The 20,810-nt window shown below is 69.3% G+C and carries 20 protein-coding genes; 14 read left to right on the forward strand and 6 right to left on the reverse strand.

The genetic code is table 11. The features are described 5' to 3' along the window. Window positions 1–2: 2 nt before the first annotated feature. Window positions 3–887 (reverse strand): non-homologous end joining protein Ku, encoded by an 885-nt coding sequence (ku, locus tag ACFSCV_RS10725; protein ID WP_378799584.1) that lies wholly within the window; start codon window positions 885–887, stop codon window positions 3–5. 208 nt (window positions 888–1,095) lie between these two features. Between ku and ACFSCV_RS10730 the strand changes: the two genes are divergently transcribed. After that, the gene (locus tag ACFSCV_RS10730) at window positions 1,096–1,530 is read left to right on the forward strand and encodes a GlcG/HbpS family heme-binding protein (protein WP_378799585.1); all 435 of its coding nucleotides are present in this window, start codon (window positions 1,096–1,098) and stop codon (window positions 1,528–1,530) included. Between the two features lie 79 nt (window positions 1,531–1,609). Here ACFSCV_RS10730 and ACFSCV_RS10735 read toward each other — a convergent pair whose 3' ends face one another. Then, window positions 1,610–2,014, reverse strand: coding sequence for a YkvA family protein (locus tag ACFSCV_RS10735; RefSeq protein WP_378799586.1), 405 nt, complete (start codon window positions 2,012–2,014; stop codon window positions 1,610–1,612). 218 nt (window positions 2,015–2,232) lie between these two features. Here ACFSCV_RS10735 and ACFSCV_RS10740 point away from each other — a divergent pair, with 218 nt between their 5' ends. The 3 genes from ACFSCV_RS10740 (at window position 2,233) to ACFSCV_RS10750 (ending at window position 5,211) form a co-directional block, all read left to right on the forward strand. Continuing rightward, window positions 2,233–3,273, forward strand: a complete 1,041-nt coding sequence (locus ACFSCV_RS10740) for a ketopantoate reductase family protein (protein WP_378799587.1) — start codon at window positions 2,233–2,235, stop codon at window positions 3,271–3,273. A 109-nt stretch (window positions 3,274–3,382) separates the two neighbouring features. After that, the gene (locus ACFSCV_RS10745) at window positions 3,383–4,447 is read left to right on the forward strand and encodes a GSCFA domain-containing protein (protein ID WP_378799588.1); all 1,065 of its coding nucleotides are present in this window, start codon (window positions 3,383–3,385) and stop codon (window positions 4,445–4,447) included. After that, entirely contained in the window at window positions 4,444–5,211 is a 768-nt protein-coding gene (locus ACFSCV_RS10750) for a hypothetical protein (RefSeq protein ID WP_378799589.1), read from the forward strand. The genes ACFSCV_RS10745 and ACFSCV_RS10750 overlap by 4 nt, the downstream gene beginning before the upstream one ends. A 25-nt stretch (window positions 5,212–5,236) precedes the next feature. On the opposite strand, the gene ACFSCV_RS10755 is transcribed toward ACFSCV_RS10750, so the two are convergent. Then, entirely contained in the window at window positions 5,237–6,220 is a 984-nt protein-coding gene (locus ACFSCV_RS10755) for a CorA family divalent cation transporter (RefSeq protein WP_378799590.1), read from the reverse strand. A gap of 82 nt (window positions 6,221–6,302) precedes the next feature. Beyond that, the gene (locus ACFSCV_RS10760) at window positions 6,303–6,992 is read right to left on the reverse strand and encodes a fumarylacetoacetate hydrolase family protein (RefSeq protein WP_378799591.1); all 690 of its coding nucleotides are present in this window, start codon (window positions 6,990–6,992) and stop codon (window positions 6,303–6,305) included. Window positions 6,993–7,115: 123 nt separating this feature from the next. Between ACFSCV_RS10760 and ACFSCV_RS10765 the strand changes: the two genes are divergently transcribed. The 5 genes from ACFSCV_RS10765 to ACFSCV_RS10785 all read left to right on the forward strand — a co-directional run bounded on the left by ACFSCV_RS10765 (window position 7,116) and on the right by ACFSCV_RS10785 (window position 13,456). Further along, on the forward strand, window positions 7,116–7,868 hold the full coding sequence (locus ACFSCV_RS10765; RefSeq protein ID WP_378799592.1) for a CoxG family protein: 753 nt from the start codon (window positions 7,116–7,118) through the stop codon (window positions 7,866–7,868). 270 nt (window positions 7,869–8,138) lie between these two features. Beyond that, window positions 8,139–9,644: an amino acid permease gene (locus tag ACFSCV_RS10770; protein ID WP_378799593.1), complete on the forward strand. Its 1,506-nt coding sequence runs from the start codon at window positions 8,139–8,141 to the stop codon at window positions 9,642–9,644. 209 nt (window positions 9,645–9,853) lie between these two features. Further along, complete coding sequence (locus ACFSCV_RS10775) at window positions 9,854–11,239, forward strand: aldehyde dehydrogenase family protein (protein ID WP_378799594.1); 1,386 nt, start codon at window positions 9,854–9,856, stop codon at window positions 11,237–11,239. A gap of 154 nt (window positions 11,240–11,393) precedes the next feature. Then, entirely contained in the window at window positions 11,394–12,572 is a 1,179-nt protein-coding gene (locus ACFSCV_RS10780) for an iron-containing alcohol dehydrogenase (RefSeq protein ID WP_378799595.1), read from the forward strand. Then, entirely contained in the window at window positions 12,569–13,456 is an 888-nt protein-coding gene (locus ACFSCV_RS10785; protein ID WP_378799596.1) for a type 1 glutamine amidotransferase, read from the forward strand. Before ACFSCV_RS10780 ends, ACFSCV_RS10785 begins: the two co-directional genes overlap by 4 nt. Window positions 13,457–13,469: 13 nt before the next feature. On the opposite strand, the gene ACFSCV_RS10790 is transcribed toward ACFSCV_RS10785, so the two are convergent. Together ACFSCV_RS10790 and ACFSCV_RS10795 are read right to left on the reverse strand one after the other, a co-directional pair. After that, complete coding sequence (locus ACFSCV_RS10790) at window positions 13,470–14,243, reverse strand: ABC transporter permease (protein WP_378799597.1); 774 nt, start codon at window positions 14,241–14,243, stop codon at window positions 13,470–13,472. Next, window positions 14,240–15,169: an ABC transporter ATP-binding protein gene (locus tag ACFSCV_RS10795; RefSeq protein ID WP_378799598.1), complete on the reverse strand. Its 930-nt coding sequence runs from the start codon at window positions 15,167–15,169 to the stop codon at window positions 14,240–14,242. Before ACFSCV_RS10795 ends, ACFSCV_RS10790 begins: the two co-directional genes overlap by 4 nt. A gap of 398 nt (window positions 15,170–15,567) precedes the next feature. Between ACFSCV_RS10795 and ACFSCV_RS10800 the strand changes: the two genes are divergently transcribed. From ACFSCV_RS10800 to ACFSCV_RS10820, 5 genes are all read left to right on the forward strand, one after another. Next, on the forward strand, window positions 15,568–17,871 hold the full coding sequence (locus ACFSCV_RS10800) for an FdhF/YdeP family oxidoreductase (RefSeq protein WP_378799599.1): 2,304 nt from the start codon (window positions 15,568–15,570) through the stop codon (window positions 17,869–17,871). Further along, window positions 17,871–18,191: a hypothetical protein gene (locus ACFSCV_RS10805; RefSeq protein ID WP_378799600.1), complete on the forward strand. Its 321-nt coding sequence runs from the start codon at window positions 17,871–17,873 to the stop codon at window positions 18,189–18,191. The genes ACFSCV_RS10800 and ACFSCV_RS10805 overlap by 1 nt, the downstream gene beginning before the upstream one ends. Before the next feature lie 74 nt (window positions 18,192–18,265). Further along, window positions 18,266–18,472 carry a hypothetical protein gene (locus ACFSCV_RS10810; protein ID WP_378799601.1) on the forward strand — a complete coding sequence of 69 codons (207 nt, stop codon included), beginning with the start codon at window positions 18,266–18,268 and terminating at the stop codon, window positions 18,470–18,472. 528 nt (window positions 18,473–19,000) lie between these two features. After that, the gene (locus ACFSCV_RS10815; RefSeq protein WP_378799602.1) at window positions 19,001–19,765 is read left to right on the forward strand and encodes an ABC transporter permease; all 765 of its coding nucleotides are present in this window, start codon (window positions 19,001–19,003) and stop codon (window positions 19,763–19,765) included. 50 nt (window positions 19,766–19,815) lie between these two features. Continuing rightward, window positions 19,816–20,805, forward strand: coding sequence for an ABC transporter substrate-binding protein (locus tag ACFSCV_RS10820; protein WP_378799603.1), 990 nt, complete (start codon window positions 19,816–19,818; stop codon window positions 20,803–20,805). Window positions 20,806–20,810: the final 5 nt, after the last annotated feature.

Here is a 20,810-nt window from a genome sequence, read left to right on the forward strand (position 1 = left end):
GCTCAGCTCGCCTTCCGCCGCTCGGTCTGTCCGCCGCTCCGGGAGGCGGCCGTCGCCTTCTTCGTCTTGGCGGAACCCTTCGCCGCCGCCGACGCCTTCTTCGAAGCGCCCCCGGACGCGCCGGCGCTCTGGCGCAGCGCCTCCATGAGGTCGGTGACCTTCGCCGGCGCCTTCGGCTTGCGCGGCGTGATCTTTCTGCCCTCGATCTTGGCCTTCACAAGCTCGGCGAGGGCCGCCTCGTAGCGGTCGTCGAACGCGGTCGGATCAAACGCGCCGCGCTTGGTGTCGATGATGTGCCTGGCGAGATCCAGCATCTCGCCCTGTATCTTGGTCTTCGGCACGTCGCTGAACGCGTCGGCGGACGAGCGGACCTCGTAGTCGAAGTTGAGCGTCGTGCCGACGAGGCCGACATCATGCGGGCGGATGAGGACCGTGCGCTCGCGCCGGAACAGCACCGTCCGCGCCAGCGCGGCGACCTTCTTCTTCCGCATCCCCTCGCGGATCAGCTCGAACGCTTCGTGGGCGGTTGGGTCCGAAGGCGCGAGATAGTAGGGCTTGTCGAAATAGACGTCGTCGACGCCGTCGCACGGGATGAAGGCGTCGATCTCGAGCGTCTTGTCGCTCTCCGGCGTCGCGGCGGCGACTTCGTCGGGCTCCAGGACGACATAGTCGCCCGACGAGGTCTCATAGCCCTTGACCTGATCGTCGCGCTCGACCGGCCGGCCGGTGTCCGCGTCGACATACTGCCGGCGCACGCGGTTGCCGGTCTCGCGGTTGAGGGTATGAAACGCGATCCGGTCCGAGGTCGACGCCGCGGTGTACAGCGCGACCGGGCAGACGACCTCGCCGACCTTCAGGAAGCCCTTCCAGTTCGCTCGTGGCGCCACGTCCGCAACCTCCCGCCGACGACTCGAAACGCCAGCCGCGGCTCCCGGTTCCGAGTGACGCCTTCGGGCCGAGCGGAAGCTGCGCCCGGATCGTCGCGTCAGCGGCGGAGCGCATGGCGCGTGCTGCGAAAGTCGGGCGGTCGAAGAACGCGCCCCGTCTATATGCCCTCTCCCGCGTCCACCGGACCGGAAACCTGAGGAGTTCGCCATGCATGTCACGATTGAGAACGCCGAGGCGGCCATCCGCGCGGCGATCGAGAAGGCCCGCGAGATCGACACCTTCATGTGCATAGCGATCGTGGACTCGGGCGCGGACCTCAAGGCGTTCCACCGCATGGACGACGCGTGGGTCGGCTCGATCGACATCGCGATCAAGAAGGCGAAGACGGCGGTGTTCTTCGGCATGCCGACCGGCGAGATCGGCAAGCTGTCGCAGCCGGGCGGCCCGCTCTACGGCATCGAGCATTCGAACGGCGGCCTGATCACCTTCCCCGGCGGCCTGCCGATCGTGGACAGCGAGGGCGTGATGGTCGGGGCCATCGGGGTGAGCGGCTCTTCGGTCGAGAACGACCACGCCGTCGCCACCGCGGGCGCGAAGGCGCTCGGCGCGTGGGAGCTTCCGGCCCATCCCTGGCGCACCTGACCGGCGGCGATCCCATTCCGCGCGATCGGCGGACCGACGCGCCCGCTGATCGTCGGAGCCGCCTCTGATAGGCGGCTGGTCAGAGCAGCCAGAACGCCAGCAGGCCGAGAGCGCCGGCCCAGATGACGAGCACCGCCGTCAGGCCCGCGACGCTGGCCGGGCGCCGTGGCGCGGCCGCCGCCCGCGCGCGAAACTCGGCGAGCAGTTCGTCCGGGATGAGCCGGATCGCCAGCATGATCCCGAGCGGGACGATGATCAGATCGTCGAGATACCCGAGCACCGGGATGACGTCGGGGATCAGGTCGACCGGCGACAGCGCGTAGGCCACGACCGCCAGCGCAACGACCTTGGCGGCGAGCGGCGTGCGCGGATCGCGACCGGCGATCCACAGCGCCGCGACGTCGCGCTTGACGGCGCGGGCCCACTGTTTCGCCCGCTCGAGCGTGCGGCTCATGCCGATGTCGTCCCATGCGGATTCGGTCATGCGGACTGTGGCCGCGAGCCGTTGAGAATAGGTGGACGAACCGGCGCCACGCCGGCCGCCACGCGCGGCGCAGGCCGGTCGAAACCGGGATCGATCCGCCCGAGCGCGCACGCGGCCTGGAGCCTCCAGCCGGCGCTGGCCCGCCTACGATTATCGTCTCATAGCCCTTGTATGCCAGATTGCTTTAAACACCGGGCGTCATCCGGAAAAAGAGCGACATGGCGAACATTCTGATCCTTGGGGCCTCCTACGGCTCCCTGCTGGCGACCAAGTTTCTCATGGCGGGACACGACGTCACGCTCGTCTGTCGCGAGAAGACGGCCGACCTCATCAACCGCGCCGGCACCGAAGTCCGCATCAAGCTCCGCGACGAGGCGGAGCACCGCGCCATCCATTCGCGCGACCTGCCGGGCAAGCTCGACGCGGCGCCGCCGCAGGCGATCGACGTCTCCAAGTACGATCTGGTCGGCCTTGCGATGCAGGAGCCGCAATACGCGAACCACACGATCCGCGTGCTGATGGTCAAGATCGCCGAGGCGAAGCTGCCCTGCCTGTCGATCATGAACATGCCGCCGCTGCCCTATCTCAAGCGCATTCCCGGGCTGGAGGGCATGAACTTCGAGGAGGCCTTCACCAACGCGCAGGTGTGGGAGCGCTTCGAGCCGGGCCTGATTTCGCTGTGCTCGCCGGACCCGCAGGCGTTCCGCCCGCCGGAGGAGGAGGCCAACGTCCTGCACGTGGGCCTGCCGACGAACTTCAAGGCGGCGACCTTCGAGGACGAGGCCCACAACCGGCTGCTCCGGCAGCTCGAGGCGGACATCGACGCGGTGCGGCTCGACGGCAAGGACGTGCCGGTGAAGCTCAAGGTTTTCGACTCGCTGTTCGTGCCGCTGGCCAAGTGGTCGATGCTGCTGACCGGCAACTACCGCTGCATCACGCTCGGCGAGCCGCGCTCGATCCGCGACGCGGTGCACAGCGACATCGCGCTGTCGCAGTCGATCTACGACCATGTGGACACGATCGCCCGGAAGCTCGGCGCCGATCCGGCGGACCAGGTGCCGTTCGAGAAATACGCCAAGGCGGCGGAAAGCCTGCTGAAGCCATCGTCGGCCGCGCGGGCTGTCGCCGGCGGCGCGCCCTTCATCGAGCGCGTGGACCTGCTGGTGAAGCTGATCGCGCACCAGCTCGACTTCCCCAACGCCGCGATCGACGACACCGTCCAGATCGTCGACCGGCGCCTGAACGAGAACCTCGCGTAAGTCGCGGAGGGGCTCGCCCATCGGGCGGGCCCCTTGAGCGACGCTGCGATCGGACCGCCAGCAAGGATAGGGGTGCGCTTTAGAGGTCGGTGACCTAGTCTGCCGCGTGATGACCAGCGCAGATGGCCGCCACCCCTACGACACGCTTCCCGACGACGCCTTCTGGCGGCTCGCGGTCGCTGCGAAAAGCCCGTTCGAACTGAACGCTATCTGGCGCCCGAAGGCGCCGCTCAGGCGCGACGCCATGGTCGCGACCGCGGGCTCTTGCTTCGCGCAGCACATCAGCCGCGCGCTGAAGCGCCGGGGCTTCGGCTGGCTCGACACGGAGCCGGCGCCGTTCGGCATGCCGCCGGACGTGGCGGAAAGCTTCGGCTACGGCGTGTTTAGCTTCCGCACCGGCAACATCTATTCGGCCGCCCTGCTGCGGCAGTGGCTGGGCTGGGCGGCGGGAGACGCGGCCCCCTCGGACGAGCTCTGGCGCGACGACGACGGGCGCTGGTTCGACCCCTTCCGGCCCGCGATCCAGCCCGGCGGGTTTTCGGACGCCGACGACGTCCGCGCCGCGCGCGCGACCACGCTGCGCGCCATACGCAGGGGCGTGTCGTCGGCCGACGTGTTCCTGTTCACGCTCGGGCTGACCGAATGCTGGCAGGACGCGGCGACCGGCGAGGTGTTTCCGCTGTGCCCCGGCGTCGCGGCCGGGCGCTTCGATCCGCAGCGCCACATCCTCCGCAATTTCGGCTTCGAGCGCATCCGCGACGATCTGCAGGCGGCGACCGCCGTGCTCAAGCGCCTGAACCCTGCGATCCGCGTGATCCTAACGGTCTCGCCCGTGCCGCTGATCGCGACGGTTTCGGGCGAACATGCGCTGGTCGCGAACACCTACACCAAGTCGACCCTGCGCGCGGTCGCCGGCGAACTCGCCGCCGGGGACCCGACCGTCGACTATTTCCCGTCCTACGAGATGGTGGCGACCTCGCCCATGCGGGGCATGTTCTACAACCCGAACATGCGCACCATCACGCCCGCAGGCGTCGCCTTCGTGATGGAGGCGTTCTTCGCCGAGCAGGGCGCGGCGCCTGCGGAGCCTTCACCCTCCGCGCCGCAGCCTCCCGCTCAGCCTACGGCCAACGACCTCGCCTGCGAGGAAGAGCTGCTGGATGCGCCCCAATGACGGCCGACCTGTTCCTGTTCGGCTGCTCCCATGCGGGGCGGCTGCAGAAGGGCGCGGAGGTGATCGGGCTGCGCGTCGCCGGCGGCGCGCTGATGCGTGGCCGCCTCTGGGACGAGGACGCCTTCGCCTTCGACCCGTCCCAAGGGCTGAGCTTCGCGGATCCGATGGCGCGCGCCCGGCTGAGCGCCGCGCTCGCGGCGGCCGGCGCGAGCCGGCTCGAGGACGTGCGCCTTCCGATCGTGACCACTCTCGGCTTCCAGCTCGACCTCGTCCAGGACGAGATCAGCCGCCGCCACACGCTGGCGCGGGACCCGGACGACGCGCGCGACTTCATCACGACGGAAGCGCTTAGCGCCATCGTCGCGGCGCGGCGGGAACCCCTGCTCGACCTGCTGGGCTGGCTTGCGGCCGGCGGGGCCACGGTTGTGCTGGTCGCGCCGCCCGCACGCCATCCCGACGCGCCCCTCGCCGCGGCGCTAGAGACGATCGTCGCAGGGGAAGCGGCGCGGCGCGGCGTCCGCATGATCTCGCCGCGGCCCTGGTCGACCGGGCCGGACGGCCGGCTGCGGCCCGAGTTCGAGGCGCGCAAGGATGGCGACACGGTCCACGGCAACGCCTATTTCGGCGCGCGCGCCATGGCGGAGGTCGCCGCGGCGCTTGGGCTTCCCGTGACGATCCCGGCGGAGAGCCTCGCCTCGGCGGACGCGTTCGACGCCTACGCCCAGCGCAGCCGTAGGCTCGCGGCGCGCGCGTTCGCGGGCTGAGCGGAAGGGACGAACCGGATCGGCGTCAGATGATCCGAGCCCATTTCAGCACCGCGAAAGTGCCGGCCCCCGTCGCCGCCATCAGCGCCATGGTCCAGATGAAGCCGTGCGCCGACCCCACGCCCGGCAGCCCGCCCACATTCATGCCGAACACGCCGGTGACGAGCGTCATCGGCAGGAACATGGCGGTGAAGATCGAGAGCACGTAGAGGTTCCGGTTGGTGATCTCGGCGAGCCGGCCGGCGCGCTCGTCCTGGAGCTGGCGCGCGCGCTCCTGAGCCAGCTCCAGATCGTGGCCGACGGCGTCCAAACGCGTCACGGCGTCGCGAAGGTCGCTCGCGTCCTCGGCGCTCGCCCACGCGGGAAGCCGCGCCAGCAGGCCGGCGAGCGCGATGCGCTGCGGCCCGAGATGACGCCGCAGGTGGGCGAACGTGCGCCGCGCCCGGCCGAGCGCGGCGCCGCCGTCCTTCACCCGGTCGGCGAGCACGTCCGCCTCGACGTCGTCGAGCTCCTCGATCGTCTCCAGCAGCGTGCCCGAGAAAGCGTCGGAGAGATGGTGCAGCAGCTCGACCAGCAGCGGCGCCGGGCGCCGCTCGCAGCGGTCGAGCTCGACCGAGCGGCGCAGACGGTCGACCGCGCGGAGCGCGTTGCGGCGGGCGGTGACGAAGCGGCGGTCGTCGAAGAACAGCCGCAGCGCGCCGATCCGGTTCGGGTCGTCGGCGAAATCGTGGTGCAGGTCGCCCAGCACGCCCATGACGCCGTGCGGCCCGGCTTCGATGCGGATGTGGCGGTCGGAGCCGAGCAGGATCTCGCGCGCGTCCTCCGGCAGAAGCTCGCAGGTCGCGAGCCACTGCTGCACGCGGGAGTCGGAGGCGTCGAGATGCAGCCAGACGAAGCCGTCGGGCGCGGCGAGCGCGGCGTCCACATCCTCCCACCGCAGGCGCGTCACCGCGCCGTCGCCCGCAGTGCGGACGCCGTAGATCAGGCGCTTGTCGTCGATGACCAGCATGTCGGCCTCCGCTGCGCCTCCGGGCGTTCGCTCGATCGATACTCCGGGACCGTTGACGATAGGGCGAACGCGTGAGGCTGCGTCAGCCGACGTCGAGCCGCAGCGCCCCGACGCCCTCGACCCGGCCCTCAAGCCGGTCGCCGCGCGCGACCGCGCCGACGCCGGACGGCGTGCCGGAGAAGATCAGGTCGCCCGGCGCAAGCTCGAAGTAGCGTGACAGATAGGCGATCATCTCCGGCACCTTCCAGATCATCTGGTCGAGGTCGCCGGTCTGCCGGCGGACGCCGTTGACGTCGAGGGTGATCGCCCCGCGGTCGGGGTGACCGATCTCGGCCGCGCGGGCGAGCGGCCCGCAGGGCGCGGCGTGGTCGAACGCCTTGCCGATCTCCCATGGCCGCTGCAGCTTCTTGGCCTCGGCCTGCAGGTCGCGGCGGGTGAAGTCGACGCCGACGCCGTAGCCGAAGACGAGATCGAGCGCATCCGCCACCGCGACGTCGCGCCCTCCCCTCTCCAGCGCCACCACCATCTCGATCTCGTGGTGCACGTCGGAGGTCTCGGGCGGATAGGGGAACGTCGCCCCGTCCGGCAGCAGCGCGTCCGGGGTCTTGAGGAAAAAGAACGGCGGCTCGCGATCCGGGTCGTGGCCCATCTCGACGGCGTGGGCGGCGTAGTTGCGGCCGATGCAGTAGACGCGGCGGGCGGGGAACAGCTCCGAGCGGCCGAGCACGGCGACGGCCGGCTGCGGAGGCGGCGTGAAGACGTAGGCGGACATGGCGGCTCCGGTCGCGGCGATGTGCTCAAGGCGCCCGGCCCGGCCTCATGCGGCTGGACCGGCACCCATGGGCGGTTCTAGAACTGGCCCCGCGAAAAAGCGAACAGGGTGCGGGACATCGTCATGGAGCTCACTGGTTCCCATCGCATTCCGGCGCCCCGCGAGGCGGTATGGGCCGGTCTGTGCGACCCCGAGGTCCTGCGCGCCAGCGTGCCCGGCTGCGAGAGCGTCGAGCGCTCGGGCGACGGACTGAGGGGGAAGGTCGCGGCCAAGATTGGGCCGGTCAAGGCGCTGTTCGACGGCGAGGTGAAGGTCGACGAACAGCGCCGGCCCGAAAGCTGCGTCCTGTCGGGTCAGGCGGCCGCGGGCGGAGCCGGCTTCGCCAAGGGCGGCGCCAAGATCGCGCTCGCCGAGGACGGCGACGTCACGGTCGCGACCTATTCGATCACGGCGGAGGTCGGCGGCAAGGTGGGGCAGCTCGGCTCGCGCCTCGTCGGCGGCGTGGCGCGGCAGCAGCTCGAGGCCTTCTTCGAAGCGTTCTCGCGCGAGATCGTCGCCCGTCCTCCGAGCGCGGAGACCGTGCCCTCGGTGTCGGAAGCGCCGCCGATCGCCCACGAGGAGCCGGACGAGCGCGACGCCGCGCCCCAGACGCTGGAGGCCCCGCCGCTCGCCTCGGGCGTCGCGGCCTTCGCCCCGCCCCCGGCGCAGCTCGCGCCGCAGCCGGCCGAGACGAAGCCGGAGTCCGCGAAGGAGCAGCGCGAGCCGGTGTCGGCGGGCGCCTCGGTCGGGCGCATCCTGCTGGTGGCGGCCGTGGTCATCGCGATTGGGATCGCGGTCTATCACTTCGTGATCGCCGCGCCCCCGCCTCCGGTCTGAGCCCATATCGCGAGGCGCCGCCCCGCCGGCTCCTCGCGAAACTGCCCTCTACCCGCACATTTTCCCGTCGCACGAGCCCATTTATGCGCCGTGACGCATTTTGTGGCGCGATGACGCTCGTCCCGAGTTGACAGGGGCCGCGCCCGACAGGACGCTGCCCCTCGGTCACGATGGCGTGAGCGCTCCGTGACCGCGCGAGAAGGCTCGTCATCCCGCATGGACGCGAGCGCGTCACGCGCCCGATCAATCGGCGCAACGGGGAACAGCGGCATGGCGCAGGACGGGAAAAGCGGCGTCACCTACCAGACGGTGGACGCCGGATATTTCGAGAAGCGCGGACTGACGCGCTACGCCGGCGTGGCGAGCCTCTGGGCGCTCGGCGTCGGCGCCGTCATCTCCGGGCATTTCTCGGGATGGAACTTCGGCTTCGCCACCGGCGGCTGGGGCGGGATGCTGGTCGCCGGGATGATCATCGCGGTGATGTATCTCGGCCTGACCTTCTCGATCGCCGAGATGTCGGCGGCGCTGCCGCACACCGGCGCGGCCTATTCCTTCGCCCGCACGGCCATGGGCCCCTGGGGCGGCTTCTTCACCGGCCTCTGCGAGAACGTCGAATATGTCATCACGCCGGCGGTCGTCGTCACCTTCATCACCGGCTACGTCAACGCGATCTTCGGCCTCGACCCGGCCTATTCTCCGCTGGTCTGGGTCGCGTTCTACGTGCTCTTCGTGGCGCTCAACGTGTTCGGCCTGGAGCTGTCGTTCAAGGTGACGATGGCGTTCACGCTGATTTCGCTCACGGTGCTGGTGTTCTTCTGGATCAGCGCCGTCCCGCATATGGACTTCTCGCGCTGGGCGCTCAACATCGCGGCCGGACCCGATGGCGCGCCGGTCGAGCTGCCGGAGGGCGGCGGCTCCTACTTCCCCTTCGGCCTGTCGGGCGTGCTGGCGACGCTGCCCTTCGCGGTGTGGCTGTTCCTCGCGATCGAGCAGCTTCCGCTCGCCGCCGAGGAGTCGGTCGATCCGGCCCGCGACATGCCGAAGGGCATCATGCTCGGCATCGCGACGCTGATCGTCTCGGCCTTCATGATCGTGCTGCTGAACCCGTCGGTCGCGGGCGTCGGCTCGTTCCACCTCGCCACCTCGCTTGAGCCGCTGCTCGACGGCTTCAAGGCGATCTACGGCGACGGCGGCGTGGTCCTGCTCGGCGTCGTGGCCCTCACCGGCCTGATCGCGAGCTTCCACACCATCCTCTACGCCCAGGGACGCCAGGTCTATTCGCTCTCGCGCGCCGGCTACTTCCCGCGCGGGCTGTCGGTGACGCACGCCTCCTACCGGACGCCCTACGTCGCCATGATCGTCGGCTCGATCGTCGGCCTCGGCGTGATGCTTATCATCTGGTTCGCGCTCGGCGCCGAGGCCGGCGGCGCCACCATCGGCAGCGTGCTGCTCAACATGGCGGTGTCGGGCGCGATGTTCTCCTACATCGCCCAGGCGGTCTCCTACATCCTGCTGCGGAAGAACGCCGCCCACATCAAGCGGCCGTTCAAGAGCCCGCTCGGCGTGCCCGGCGCGGTCGCCACCATCGTGATCGCCGTCGTCACGCTGTTCTATCAGGTGCAGGATCCGAACTTCACCAAGGGCGTGCTCTGGGTGCTGGTGTGGTTCGCGATCGCGACCGTCTACTTCGCGGTCTACGGCCGCCACAAGCTCGTGCTGTCGCCCGAGGAGGAGTTCGCGCTGTCCGGCGGCAAGGGCGAGTACAAGTCCCACTGAACCGACGCGGGCGGCCCGGCGCCCCCGGGCCGCCCGTGGAAGCGGACAGGCGAACAGCCGCGATTCGATCGGTCGAGACGGCGGCGGCGCGGCGGCGACCCACATGGGAAGCCTCTCGAAGATCGTGCTACGAGAGAGCGCCGCTTCCTGACAACGATCCCGGTTCTTTGCGGCGGTCGCCGCTTCGGCCGGGTTCATGGGTGTCCGCCATGACCGACCTCACCTGCATTTCCCCCATCGACGGCCGCGAAGTCGCCCGCCGGCCGATCGATCCGCCCGCCGTGGTGGCGGAGGCGGTGGCGGCTGCGAAACGCGCGCAGCAGGAGTGGGCCGGCGTGCCCCTCGCCGAACGCGGCGCGAAAATGCTCGCCTTCCTCGACGCGCTGCTCGGCCTGAACCAGCAGATCATCCCCGAACTCGCCCTCCAGATGGGCCGTCCCGTGCGGTACGGCGGCGAGATGCGCGGCGTCGAGGAGCGCGTCCGCCATTGCGTCGCGACCGCCGAGAAGGCGCTGGCCCCGGTCACGCCGGAGCCGAAGCCAGGGTTCCGCCGCATGATCAAGCGCACGCCGATCGGCGTCGTGCTCGTCATCGCGCCGTGGAACTACCCGTTCCTCACCGCCGTCAACGCCATCGTGCCCGCGCTGATCGCCGGCAACGCCGTGCTGCTGAAGCACGCCAACCAGACGCTGCTGGCCGGCGAGCGGCTGCAGGAGGCCATGGACAGGGCCGGTCTGCCGAAGGGCCTGTTCCGCAACCTCTATCTCGGCCATGACGAGACCTCGGACCTGATCCGTTCGGGCGTGATCGGCCACATCAACTTCACCGGCTCGGTCGGCGGCGGCCGGGCGATCGAGCGCGCCGCGGCCGGCACCTTCGCAAGCCTCGGCCTCGAGCTCGGCGGCAAGGACCCGGCTTACGTCCGCGAGGACGCCGACCTCGACTTCGCGATCGAGAACCTCGCCGACGGCGCGTTCTACAATTCCGGCCAGTGCTGCTGCGGGATCGAGCGCGTCTATGTGCACGAGCGCCATTACGACCGCTTCGTCGCGGGCGTGGTGGAGCTCGCGGCGCAGTACCGGCTCGGCGATCCGCTCGACGACGCCACCACGCTCGGGCCGATGTCCGCGACCCGCTTCGCCGAAAACGTCCGCGCCCAGATCGCGGAGGCGATCGCCCGCGGCGCCAAGGCGCATCTCGACCCGCGCGCCTTCCCCGCGGACAGGGAGGGAACGCCCTATCTCGCCCCGCAGGTGCTCACGAACGTCGACCACTCCATGAGCGTGATGATGGAGGAGAGCTTCGGCCCCGTGGTCGGGATCATGAAGGTGTCCGGCGACGAGGAGGCGCTCAGGCTGATGAACGACAGCCCCTACGGCCTCACCGCGTCGATCTGGACCCGGGATATCGACCTCGCCGAGGCGCTCGGCGATCGGATCGAGACCGGCACGGTGTTCATGAACCGCTGCGACTATCTCGATCCCGCGCTCGCCTGGACCGGCGTCAAGGACACCGGCCGCGGCGCCAGCCTGTCCGAGATCGGCTTCCACATGATGACGCGGCCGAAGAGCTACCACCTGCGCGAGGCGACGTAAGCCCGAACGCGCGCTCGACCGTCATGCCCGCGTCTTCGCGGGCGTCCACGAAGTCCCCCAATCGTCGTGCTCTACGCCCAAGTCGTGGATACCCGGGACCAGTCCCGGGCATGACGGAGCGGATGTCGCTTCCGCCGCAAGCTTCCGGTGCCTCATGACCAGCCCCTTCACCGCCGCCTGGAACTACCCGACCCGCGTGCTCGTCGGCCCCGGCCGCGTCGCGGAGCTCGGCGACGCCTGCGCGCAAGCCGGCGTCGCCCGGCCGCTGCTGGTGACGGACCCCGGCCTGATGAGCACGCCGCTTGTCGGCCACGCCCTCGCGGCGCTCGAGGCGGCGGGGCGGCCGGCGACCGTGTTCTCTGAGGTGAAGGGCAACCCGACCGACGCCAATGTGGAGGCTGGGGTCGCGGCCTACCGTGCGGCGGGCGCGGACGGCGTCGTCGCCTTCGGCGGCGGCTCCGGGCTCGACGTCGGCAAGCTGGTCGCCTTCATGGCCGGCCAGACCCGGCCGATCTGGGACTTCGAGGACGTCGGCGACTGGTGGACCCGCGCCGACGCCGCGGCGATCGCGCCGATCGTGGCGGTCCCGACCACCGCCGGCACCGGCTCGGAGGTCGGCCGCGCCGCGGTCGTCACCAACGAGGGCGCCCACGAGAAGAAGATCATCTTCCACCCGAAGATGCAGCCGGCGGTCGTCATCCTCGATCCGGAGCTCACGGTCGGCCTGCCGCCGAAGCTCACGGCCTGGACCGGCTTCGACGCCCTCGCCCACTGTCTGGAGGCCTTTTCCGCCCCGGGCTTCCACCCGATGGCGGACGGCGTCGCCGTCAACGGCGCGCGGCTGATCAAGCGCTACCTCCCGCGCGCCGTCGTCGACGGCGGCGACATCGAGGCCCGCGTCAACATGCTCGCCGCCGCCAGCATGGGCGCGACCGCGTTCCAGAAGGGGCTCGGCGCGATCCACGCGCTGTCGCATCCGGTCGGCGCGCTTTACGACACCCATCACGGCCTGACCAACGGCGTGGTGATGCCCTACGTGCTGCTGGCGAACCGCCCCGCGATCGAGGAGCGCTTCACCCATCTCGCGCGCTCGTTCGAGATCGACGGCGGCTTCGACGGATTCATCGACTGGGTGCTGCGCTTTCGGGAGGAGCTCTACGTGCCGCATACGCTCGCCGAACTCGGCGTCGACGAGGACCGCATCGACGAGATGGCGGAGAAGGCCGAACGCGATCCCTCGACCGGCGGCAATCCCCTGCCCTTCAAGGCGGCGGACTTCGCGAGGCTCTACCGCGCCGCGATCCGCGGCGACCTCGACGCGGCGCGGGCGTGACGCGCATGCGCCCGCTCCGCCTCCTCGTCGTCGAAGGCAACCCGAAGGCCATGCGCGAGCGGCACGCCGCCGTCTCCGGCCAGACGCCAAGCGCCTTCTACAGCGACGTCCTCACGCAACTCACGGCGGCCGAGAAGCTCGAGGCCACGATCGACGTCTGCTATCCGGCCGACGAGGGCGCGAACCTGCCGGACGGCGCAGGCGTCGGGTCCTATGACGGCGCCGTCATCACGGGGTCGGGGCTCAACCTCTGGAAGGCGGAGCGGGAATCGCTCGTGCAGGTGGATTTCGCCCGCACGATCTACGACGCCGGCGTGCCGTTCTTCGGCTCATGCTGGGGCCTGCAGGTGGCCGCGGCCGCGGCCGGCGGCGAGGTGAAGCTCAACCGCCGCGGCCGCGAGATCGGCATCGCCCGATCGATCCATCTCACCGACGCCGGCCGCGACCATGCGCTGCACGCCGGACGCGCGCAGGTGTTCGACGCGCCCGCGATCCATTCCGACGAGGTCGCGGCCGTGCCGCCGGGCGCCACCGTCACCGCGGTCAACGACCTCTGCGCGGTGCAGGCGGCCGAGATCCGGCACGGCGACGGCGTGTTCTGGGGCGTCCAGTTCCACCCGGAATACACGTTCGCGGAGCTCGGCGGCATCCTGACCCGCTACACGCCGATCATGCTGGAGGAAGGCTTCTTCCGCGACAGCGCGGAGGCCGCGGCCTACATCGCCGACCTCGTCGCGCTCGACGCCGATCCCGCCCGCAAGGACGTCGCTTGGCGCCTCGGCGTCGCGCCCTCGGTGCTCGACCCGAAGATCCGCCGCACCGAGCTCATCAACTGGATCACCCGCCAAGTGCTGCCGGCGCTCAGCGCGCGCACGCGCGCCTGAGCCTCGGCCGCGTTCAGGGCTTCAACCGGTACCCCGTCCTGAAGATCCAGCGGATCGCCACCAGGCAGACCAGCAGGAACGCCAGCGTCATCGCGAGGCTGATCTCAACGTTGACGTCGGCCTTGCCGTAGAAGCTCCAGCGGAAGCCGCTGACGAGATACACGACCGGGTTGAACAGGCTGAGCGTGCGCCAGAACGGCGGCAGCATGTCGATCGAGTAGAAGCTGCCGCCGAGGAAGGTCAGCGGCGTGATGATGAGCAGCGGGATCACCTGAAGCTGCTCGAAGCCGTCCGCCCAGACGCCGATGATGAAGCCGAACAGCGAGAAGGTCAGCCCCGTCAGGACAAGGAAGCCCATCATCCAGAACGGATGCTGGATCGACAGCGGCGTGAACAGCGAGGCGGTCGCGAGGATGATCAGGCCGATGACGATCGACTTGGTCGCCGCCGCGCCGACATAGGCGATGACGATCTCGAGATAGGACACCGGCGCCGACAGCACCTCGTAGATCGTGCCGGCGAAGCGCGGGAAATAGATGCCGAACGACGCGTTCGCGACGCTCTGCGTCAGCAGCGACAGCATGATCAGGCCGGGCACGATGAACGCGCCGTAGGGTACGCCGTCGATCTCGTTCATGCGCTGGCCGATCGCCGCGCCGAAGACCACGAAGTAGAGCGAGGTCGACAGCACGGGCGAGATGACGCTCTGCATCACCGTCCGCAGCGCGCGCGCCATCTCAAAATTGTAGATCGCGGCGACCGCGCGCAGATTGACGCCTCCAGTCACGCCCGGCCTCCATTCACCAGACCTACGAAGATGTCCTCGAGCGACGACTGCGTCGTCCTGAGGTCGCGGAAATGGACGCCCGCCGCCGACAGTTCGGTCACGAGCGAGGCCACGTCCGCGCTTTCGCGCGTCGCGTCATAGACGTAGACGAGCTCCGAGCCGCCGGCCCGCAGCTCCAGCTTGTGGCGGCCGAGCGCCGCCGGAATCTCGGAAAGCGGCTCGCAGAGCTGGAGGATCAGCTCCTTGCGGCCGAGCTTCGCCATCAGCGCCGCCTTTTCCTCCACTAGGATCAGCTCGCCGCCGGTGATGACGCCGATGCGGTCAGCCATCTCCTCGGCTTCCTCGATGTAGTGGGTGGTGAGGATCACGGTGACGCCGGTCTCGCGCAGCTCGCGGATCAGCCGCCACATGTCGCGTCGGAGCTCCACGTCGACGCCCGCCGTCGGCTCGTCGAGGAAAAGAAGCCGCGGCTCGTGCGCCAGCGCCTTGGCGATCAGCACCCGGCGCTTCATGCCGCCGGACAGCGCCATGATGCGCTCGTCCCGCTTTTCCCACAGCGACAGATCGCGCAGCAGCTTTTCGAGGTAGGCGGGGTTCTTCGGCCTGCCGAACAGCCCGCGGCTGAACGCCACAGTGTCCCACACGCTTTCGAAACGATCCGTGGCAAGCTCCTGCGGCACGAGGCCGATCAGCGACCGCGCGGCGCGGTAGTCGCGCTCGATGTCGGCGCCGGCGACCGTCACCGTTCCGTCGGTCCGGTTCACCAGACCGCAGACGATCGAGATCAGCGTCGTCTTGCCGGCGCCGTTCGGGCCGAGCAGCGCGAAGATCTCTCCGGTCTCGATCGCGAGGTCGACATGCTTCAGCGCCTGGAACCCGGACGCATAGGTCTTGGACAGACCCGAAATCTCAAGAATGGGGGACATTGCTCAAATTCAGCCGGCGCTGGATGCGGCGTTGCGGTCCGTCAGACCGGGCGGGTCCGCAATCTAGTCACTTCCCTCCGCGGTATGAAGACGCCTGAACGCGGTTTTCCTGTTGCGCTGCGGCATGATGCGATTTCCCTATCGCGCAATCGCAATCAATGATGACCGACAAGACGATGCATGAATCCATATCGCCCGATTGGCGATACCGATAGTTTTCGGTCTTGGAAGTCTGTTTTTAATTGTTATGAATTGAGCGCATGGCCGCCATGTCGTCATAAGATATCAAATAAATCCGGCGCGTTTAGTTGCGCCGTAAGCGCCTCGCGGCTATCTCGGAACATGTTCACTGCCGCGATCGCGCGGCTTCGGCGATCTCACACGCACGGTCGAAGCACATGTCTCAGGCGGACGCGCCCCTCAAACGCTCCCACGCCGCCGGCGGCTGGGGAGCTCTTCGCAGCTGCGGAAAGCATTTGCTCAGGAGCGGGTCGGCGATCACCGGCGCGATGACGCTGCTGAAGGCCAATCAGGCCGACGGCTTCGACTGCCCGGGCTGCGCCTGGGGCGATCCGGAGCACGGCTCGTCGTTCGAATTCTGCGAGAACGGGGTGAAGGCGGTGTCGTGGGAGGCGACCGCCCGCCGCGCGACCCCCGCCTTCTTCGCCGGGCATACGGTGAGCGAACTGCGCGGCTGGACCGACTACGACCTCGAGAACGTCGGCCGCCTGACCGAGCCGATGCGCTACGATCCGGAGACGGACCGCTACGTCGCCGTCTCGTGGGACGAGGCGTTCAACGGGATCGCGGCGGAGCTCAACGCGCTCGAAAGCCCGGACGAGGCCGAGTTCTACACCTCCGGCCGCGCCTCCAACGAGGCCGCCTATCTCTACCAGCTGTTCGCGCGCGCCTACGGCACCAACAATTTCCCCGACTGCTCGAACATGTGCCACGAGGCGTCGGGCGTCGGGCTGACGCAGGCGATCGGCGTCGGCAAGGGCACGGTCACGCTCGAGGACTTCCACCACGCCGACGCGATCATCGTGATCGGCCAGAACCCCGGCACCAACCATCCGCGCATGCTGGGCGACCTGCGCAAGGCGTCGATGCGCGGCGCGCGCGTCGCGGTGCTGAACCCGATCCGCGAGCGCGGGCTCGAGCGCTTCGCCGATCCGCAGGACAAGATCGAGATGATCCGCGGCGGATCGACCTCGATCGCGACGCATTACTACCAGCCGAAGCTCGGCGGCGACATGGCGGCCATCCGAGGCGTCGCCAAGATCGTGTTCGCCCGCGACGACGCCGCGCGCGCCGCCGGCCGCCCGTCGCTGCTGGACGAGTCCTTCATCGCCGAGCACACCGTCGGGCTCGACGCGTGGCGCGCGGAAGTCGAGGCGACCTCCTGGGGCGCGATCGAGGACCAGTCGGGCCTCACCTATGACGAGATCGCGACGCTCGCCGACGTCTATCTCGGCGGCGAGCGCGTCATCGTCACCTGGGCGATGGGCGTGACCCAGCACAAGCACTCGGTCGCGACCGTGCGCGAGATCGCGAACCTGCTGTTCCTGCGCGGCCATGTCGGCCGCGAGGGCGCCGGCCTCTGCCCCGTGCGTGGCCATTCCAACGTGCAGGGCGACCGCACGGTCGGCATCAACGAGAACGCGCCGGAGTGGTTCCTGGCCGCCATGGAGCGTGAGTTCGGCTTCGCCGTTCCGCGCAAGCCGGGCCACAACGTGCTGCACGCCATCGGCGCCATGGTCGAGGGCCGCTCCAAGGCCTTCATCGGGCTCGGCGGCAACTTCCTGCGCGCGACCCCCGACACCGCCGTCGTCGAACAGGCGCTGCGGAACTGCCGTCTCACGGTCCAGATCGCGACCAAGCCGAACCTCGGCCATATGGCGGTGGGCAAAGTCGCCTACCTGCTGCCCTGCATGGGCCGCACCGAGATCGACCGCAACAGCGAGAAGAAGACCCAGATCGTCACCGTCGAGGACTCGATGTCGATGGTCCACGGCTCGGGCGGCATCAACAAGCCGGCCTCGCCGCATCTGAAGTCCGAGGTCGGCGTCATCTGCGGCATCGCGGCGGCGACGGTCGGCTCGGCCCATGTGGACTGGGCCGCCATGGCCCAGGACTACGACCTGATCCGCGACAGCATCGCCCGCACCATTCCGGGCTTCGACGACTACAACGTCCGCGTCCGCCAGCCGCGCGGCTTCCGGCTGCGCAACGCGGCGAGCGAGCGCGAATGGCTGACGCGGTCCGGCAGGGCCGAGTTCTCCGCTACGCCGCTGCCGGCCGAGATCGAGCACCAGAGCGCCCGCAAGCGTCCCGGCCAGTTCGTGCTGCAGACCGTCCGCAGCCACGACCAGTACAACACCACGATCTACGGCCTCGACGACCGCTACCGCGGCGTCTACGGCGAGCGCCGCGTGATCTTCATGAACCCGGACGACATCGCCGCCATGGGCTCGACGCCCAACGCGCGCGTCGACGTGGTAGGCGACGCCTCTGACGGCCGCGCGCGGCTCGCGGAGGACTTCCGGCTCGTCGCATACGACATCCCGCGCGGCTGCATCGCCGGCTACTATCCCGAGCTGAACGCGGTCGTGCCCTTCACCAAGGCCGGCGATCTCTCCGACACGCCGCTGTCGAAGTCCGTGCTGGTCTCGCTCGCGCCGCGCGCGGGGGAGGCCGCCTGATGGCCGCGGTCGCCGAGGACGAAACCGCCTTCATGGCGGCGGTCGAGGCCGTGGTGGAGGCCGCGCCGGGACTGACGCCGCTGCACGCCGGCGTGCTGACCGCGCTCGGCGCCGGCGTCGCCGCCGACAGCCGCTCCTTCGCCAAAGTCTTCGGGCTCGCCCACGCCCTCGTCCTGCGCGCGGTGTCCGACCTCGCCGACGAGCTCGGCCTTGTGTCGGTCGCCGCGCGCGACGCCCGCACCCAGCGCGCGAAGCTCGCGCTCACCGAGGCCGGCCGCCGGCTCGTGGCCGCCGCGCCTGCGCCCGGGCGGCAGGGTTAACCTTTCCTTAAAATTTACATCTCATTAAGGATTTCTCCCTATTCCCCGCCCCCTTCGGCTGAGCGAAGTTGCCCATGGCGACCTGGGGAATGGCGATGGCGATAGACAAGCTCACGGAGCTCTACGCGAACTCGGCGTATAGGCGCCGTGCCGCGCCCGACGTGCTCGGAGAAGCCCGCTCCATCGCCGCGACCGTCGTGCTCATGGCCGGCGCCGTGCTGAACCTCGCGGCCCCCTTCGCGATCGTCTGGATCGTCGTCGAGGCGGTCGGCTTCCGGTAGGCGCGTCAGTCTCGGCGTCCAGGCGCAGCCCCGGGGTTCAGGGATCAGGAACGCGTTCGCCCGAACTTCGTCCGCTTCTACGGCGACGCGCCGTCATGGCCCCGCCTGACAAGGCTTAGCGGATAAGGCGGCGCATCATCGGCCGCCCGGTCAGTTGCATCGAAACCTGAGCCGATCATCAGGGCGCGCGTCGGCCCGAGCGCGCCGCGCCGCCCGTCGTTCCATGCGATCGATCAACCGCCCGGCTTCCCCTTGATGAACGTCGAGGTTCGGAAGGCTATTTTGACGACGCCGTGGGCGCCGGGCGCCTAAAACTGCATCGTTACTCTTCATCCGACGCCAAACGCCCGCGATGCGATGCGTTTCTGCACGACAACGTGCAACACTGGCCCTTTTATCCCCGGCGGATCGGCCCGATGATCCACCGAGGCTAAGACGTCGCCACGGCGTTTCTCGCCTCAGGTCGCTCCGGCGCCATGACGGCGTCGTGTCGAAAGCGGATCGGGTCGCGATGTCATGATCTCTTTATTGTCGTCGACAAAGCTTCGAAAGGCGCTTGAACTCGCCGTCGGCCCGCTGCTTCTGATCGCCATCTGGTGGGTGGCGTTCAAGGGCGGCTACGTCAACAAGGATCTTCTTCCGTCGCCGTTCGAAACGATCGGCGAAACCGCGCGCAGGGTCGCGGCGGGCGAGCTGAACGAGGATTTCGGCCACACGCTGGCGCGCGTCGCCTACGCCATCGGGATCGCGGTGACCCTCGGGGTGCCGATGGGCATCGTGCTCGGCGCCAAGGCCGCGGTCTACCGCTCGGTCGAGTTCCTGATCGATTTCTTCCGGTCGACGCCCGCGACCGCGATGTTCCCGCTGTTCCTGCTGCTGTTCGGGCTCGGCGACGCCGCCAAGATCGCGGTGGCGGCTTTCGCAGCCTGGCTCGTCATCGTGTTCAACGTCGCCTACGGCGTGCTGAACGCGCGCCGGACGCGCATCCTCGCGGCGCAGTCCATGGGCGCGTCTTCGCTCCGGATCTTCCGCGACGTCATCTTCTTCGAGACGCTGCCGCAGACCTTCGTCGGCCTGCGCAACGCGGTGTCTATCGCGCTCGTGGTCATCATCGTCGCCGAGATGTTCATCGGGGCGACCGACGGGCTCGGGCACCGCATCATCGACGCCCAGATCTCCTACGAACTCGCCGACATGTACGGCTCGATCCTCGTCGCCGGCGCCATGGGCTACGGCCTCAACGTGCTGCTGCTCGTGCTCGAGCGCCGTCTGGTCCACTGGGCCGGGCGCTGAGCATGGCCGCGTCCCTTTCCTCGCCTTCCGAACCCGAAGGAACCGACCGCATGCGCCATCTCGCAACCGCCCTCGCCGCAGGCGTCGCCCTTTTCGCGTCGGCCGGCGCCGTCTCCGCCTGCGCCAGCATGGAGAAGGTCTCCGCCGCCTGGCTCCCGATCATGCAGACCACCGCCTACTACGTGGCGCTTGAGGAGAAGCTGTTCGAGAAGGCCTGCATCGAGATCGTCTCCAACAAGATGGAGTCGCCGAACCACATCATCGACGCGCTGGTCGCCGGCCGCGCCGACTTCGGCCCTCCCGGAGCCGCCGCCGGCATCGCGATGGTGGCCGAGCAGAAGTTCCCCGGCACCTTCAAGGTGTTCGGCCTGCAGGGCGGCGGCATCAAGGTCGACCGCATCAACGACGGGCTGATCGTCAAGCCGGACAGCACGATCGCGAGCTTCGCCGACCTCAAGGGCAAAACCCTCGGCCATCTGCCGGGCATCCAGTGGCGCACCATCACCCGCCATATGGTGCGCTCCGCGGGCCTCGATCCCGACAAGGACGTGAAGCTCGTCGACCTCGCGGTCGCGATGCAGGTGCCGGCGGTCGTCGGCGGCACCGCCGACGCGACGCTGTCGCTCGAGCCGGTCGGCTCGATCGCCGTCGCCTCCGGCAAGGCCAAGCGCGCCATGACCAATCCGGTCGAGGCCGTTATCGCCGACCCGTTCTATTCCGGCGCCTCGCTCATCACGACGAAGTTCCTGAAGGAGCGGCCGGCGGTCGCGCGCAAGGTGGTCGAGATCATCGACCAGGCGACGGACCTAGTGAACGCCGATTTCGCCAAGTACCGGACCGTGCTTCCGAAATACACCGCGATCCGCGCGGAGCAGCTGGAGCTTGTCGCGCAGCCCTATCTCCGCGGCTACAAGGACCTGAACGACGTCGACGCCGCCTCCTACCAGGCGCTGGTGGACGTCTTCGCCAAGGAAGGCGTGCTGCCCGCCTCCGTGGACGTGAAGACCAAGCTGCTGACCGCCGCCGATCTCGGCAGCTGAGTGAC

Source organism: Methylopila henanensis (genome assembly GCF_042681025.1).
Classification (GTDB): Bacteria; Pseudomonadota; Alphaproteobacteria; order Rhizobiales; family Methylopilaceae; genus Methylopila; species Methylopila henanensis.

Excerpts from the sequence above, each read along its gene's own strand:
- ACFSCV_RS10730 (WP_378799585.1), top strand. The coding sequence starts at position 1,096 with ATGCATGTCACGATTGAGAACGCCGAGGCGGCCATCCGCGCGGCGATC.
- ACFSCV_RS10735 (WP_378799586.1), bottom strand. The coding sequence starts at position 2,014 with ATGACCGAATCCGCATGGGACGACATCGGCATGAGCCGCACGCTCGAG.
- ACFSCV_RS10740 (WP_378799587.1), top strand. The coding sequence starts at position 2,233 with ATGGCGAACATTCTGATCCTTGGGGCCTCCTACGGCTCCCTGCTGGCG.
- ACFSCV_RS10745 (WP_378799588.1), top strand. The coding sequence starts at position 3,383 with ATGACCAGCGCAGATGGCCGCCACCCCTACGACACGCTTCCCGACGAC.
- ACFSCV_RS10750 (WP_378799589.1), top strand. The coding sequence starts at position 4,444 with ATGACGGCCGACCTGTTCCTGTTCGGCTGCTCCCATGCGGGGCGGCTG.
- ACFSCV_RS10755 (WP_378799590.1), bottom strand. The coding sequence starts at position 6,220 with ATGCTGGTCATCGACGACAAGCGCCTGATCTACGGCGTCCGCACTGCG.
- ACFSCV_RS10760 (WP_378799591.1), bottom strand. The coding sequence starts at position 6,992 with ATGTCCGCCTACGTCTTCACGCCGCCTCCGCAGCCGGCCGTCGCCGTG.
- ACFSCV_RS10765 (WP_378799592.1), top strand. The coding sequence starts at position 7,116 with ATGGAGCTCACTGGTTCCCATCGCATTCCGGCGCCCCGCGAGGCGGTA.
- ACFSCV_RS10770 (WP_378799593.1), top strand. The coding sequence starts at position 8,139 with ATGGCGCAGGACGGGAAAAGCGGCGTCACCTACCAGACGGTGGACGCC.
- ACFSCV_RS10775 (WP_378799594.1), top strand. The coding sequence starts at position 9,854 with ATGACCGACCTCACCTGCATTTCCCCCATCGACGGCCGCGAAGTCGCC.
- ACFSCV_RS10780 (WP_378799595.1), top strand. The coding sequence starts at position 11,394 with ATGACCAGCCCCTTCACCGCCGCCTGGAACTACCCGACCCGCGTGCTC.
- ACFSCV_RS10795 (WP_378799598.1), bottom strand. The coding sequence starts at position 15,169 with ATGTCCCCCATTCTTGAGATTTCGGGTCTGTCCAAGACCTATGCGTCC.
- ACFSCV_RS10800 (WP_378799599.1), top strand. The coding sequence starts at position 15,568 with ATGTCTCAGGCGGACGCGCCCCTCAAACGCTCCCACGCCGCCGGCGGC.
- ACFSCV_RS10805 (WP_378799600.1), top strand. The coding sequence starts at position 17,871 with ATGGCCGCGGTCGCCGAGGACGAAACCGCCTTCATGGCGGCGGTCGAG.
- ACFSCV_RS10810 (WP_378799601.1), top strand. The coding sequence starts at position 18,266 with ATGGCGACCTGGGGAATGGCGATGGCGATAGACAAGCTCACGGAGCTC.
- ACFSCV_RS10820 (WP_378799603.1), top strand. The coding sequence starts at position 19,816 with ATGCGCCATCTCGCAACCGCCCTCGCCGCAGGCGTCGCCCTTTTCGCG.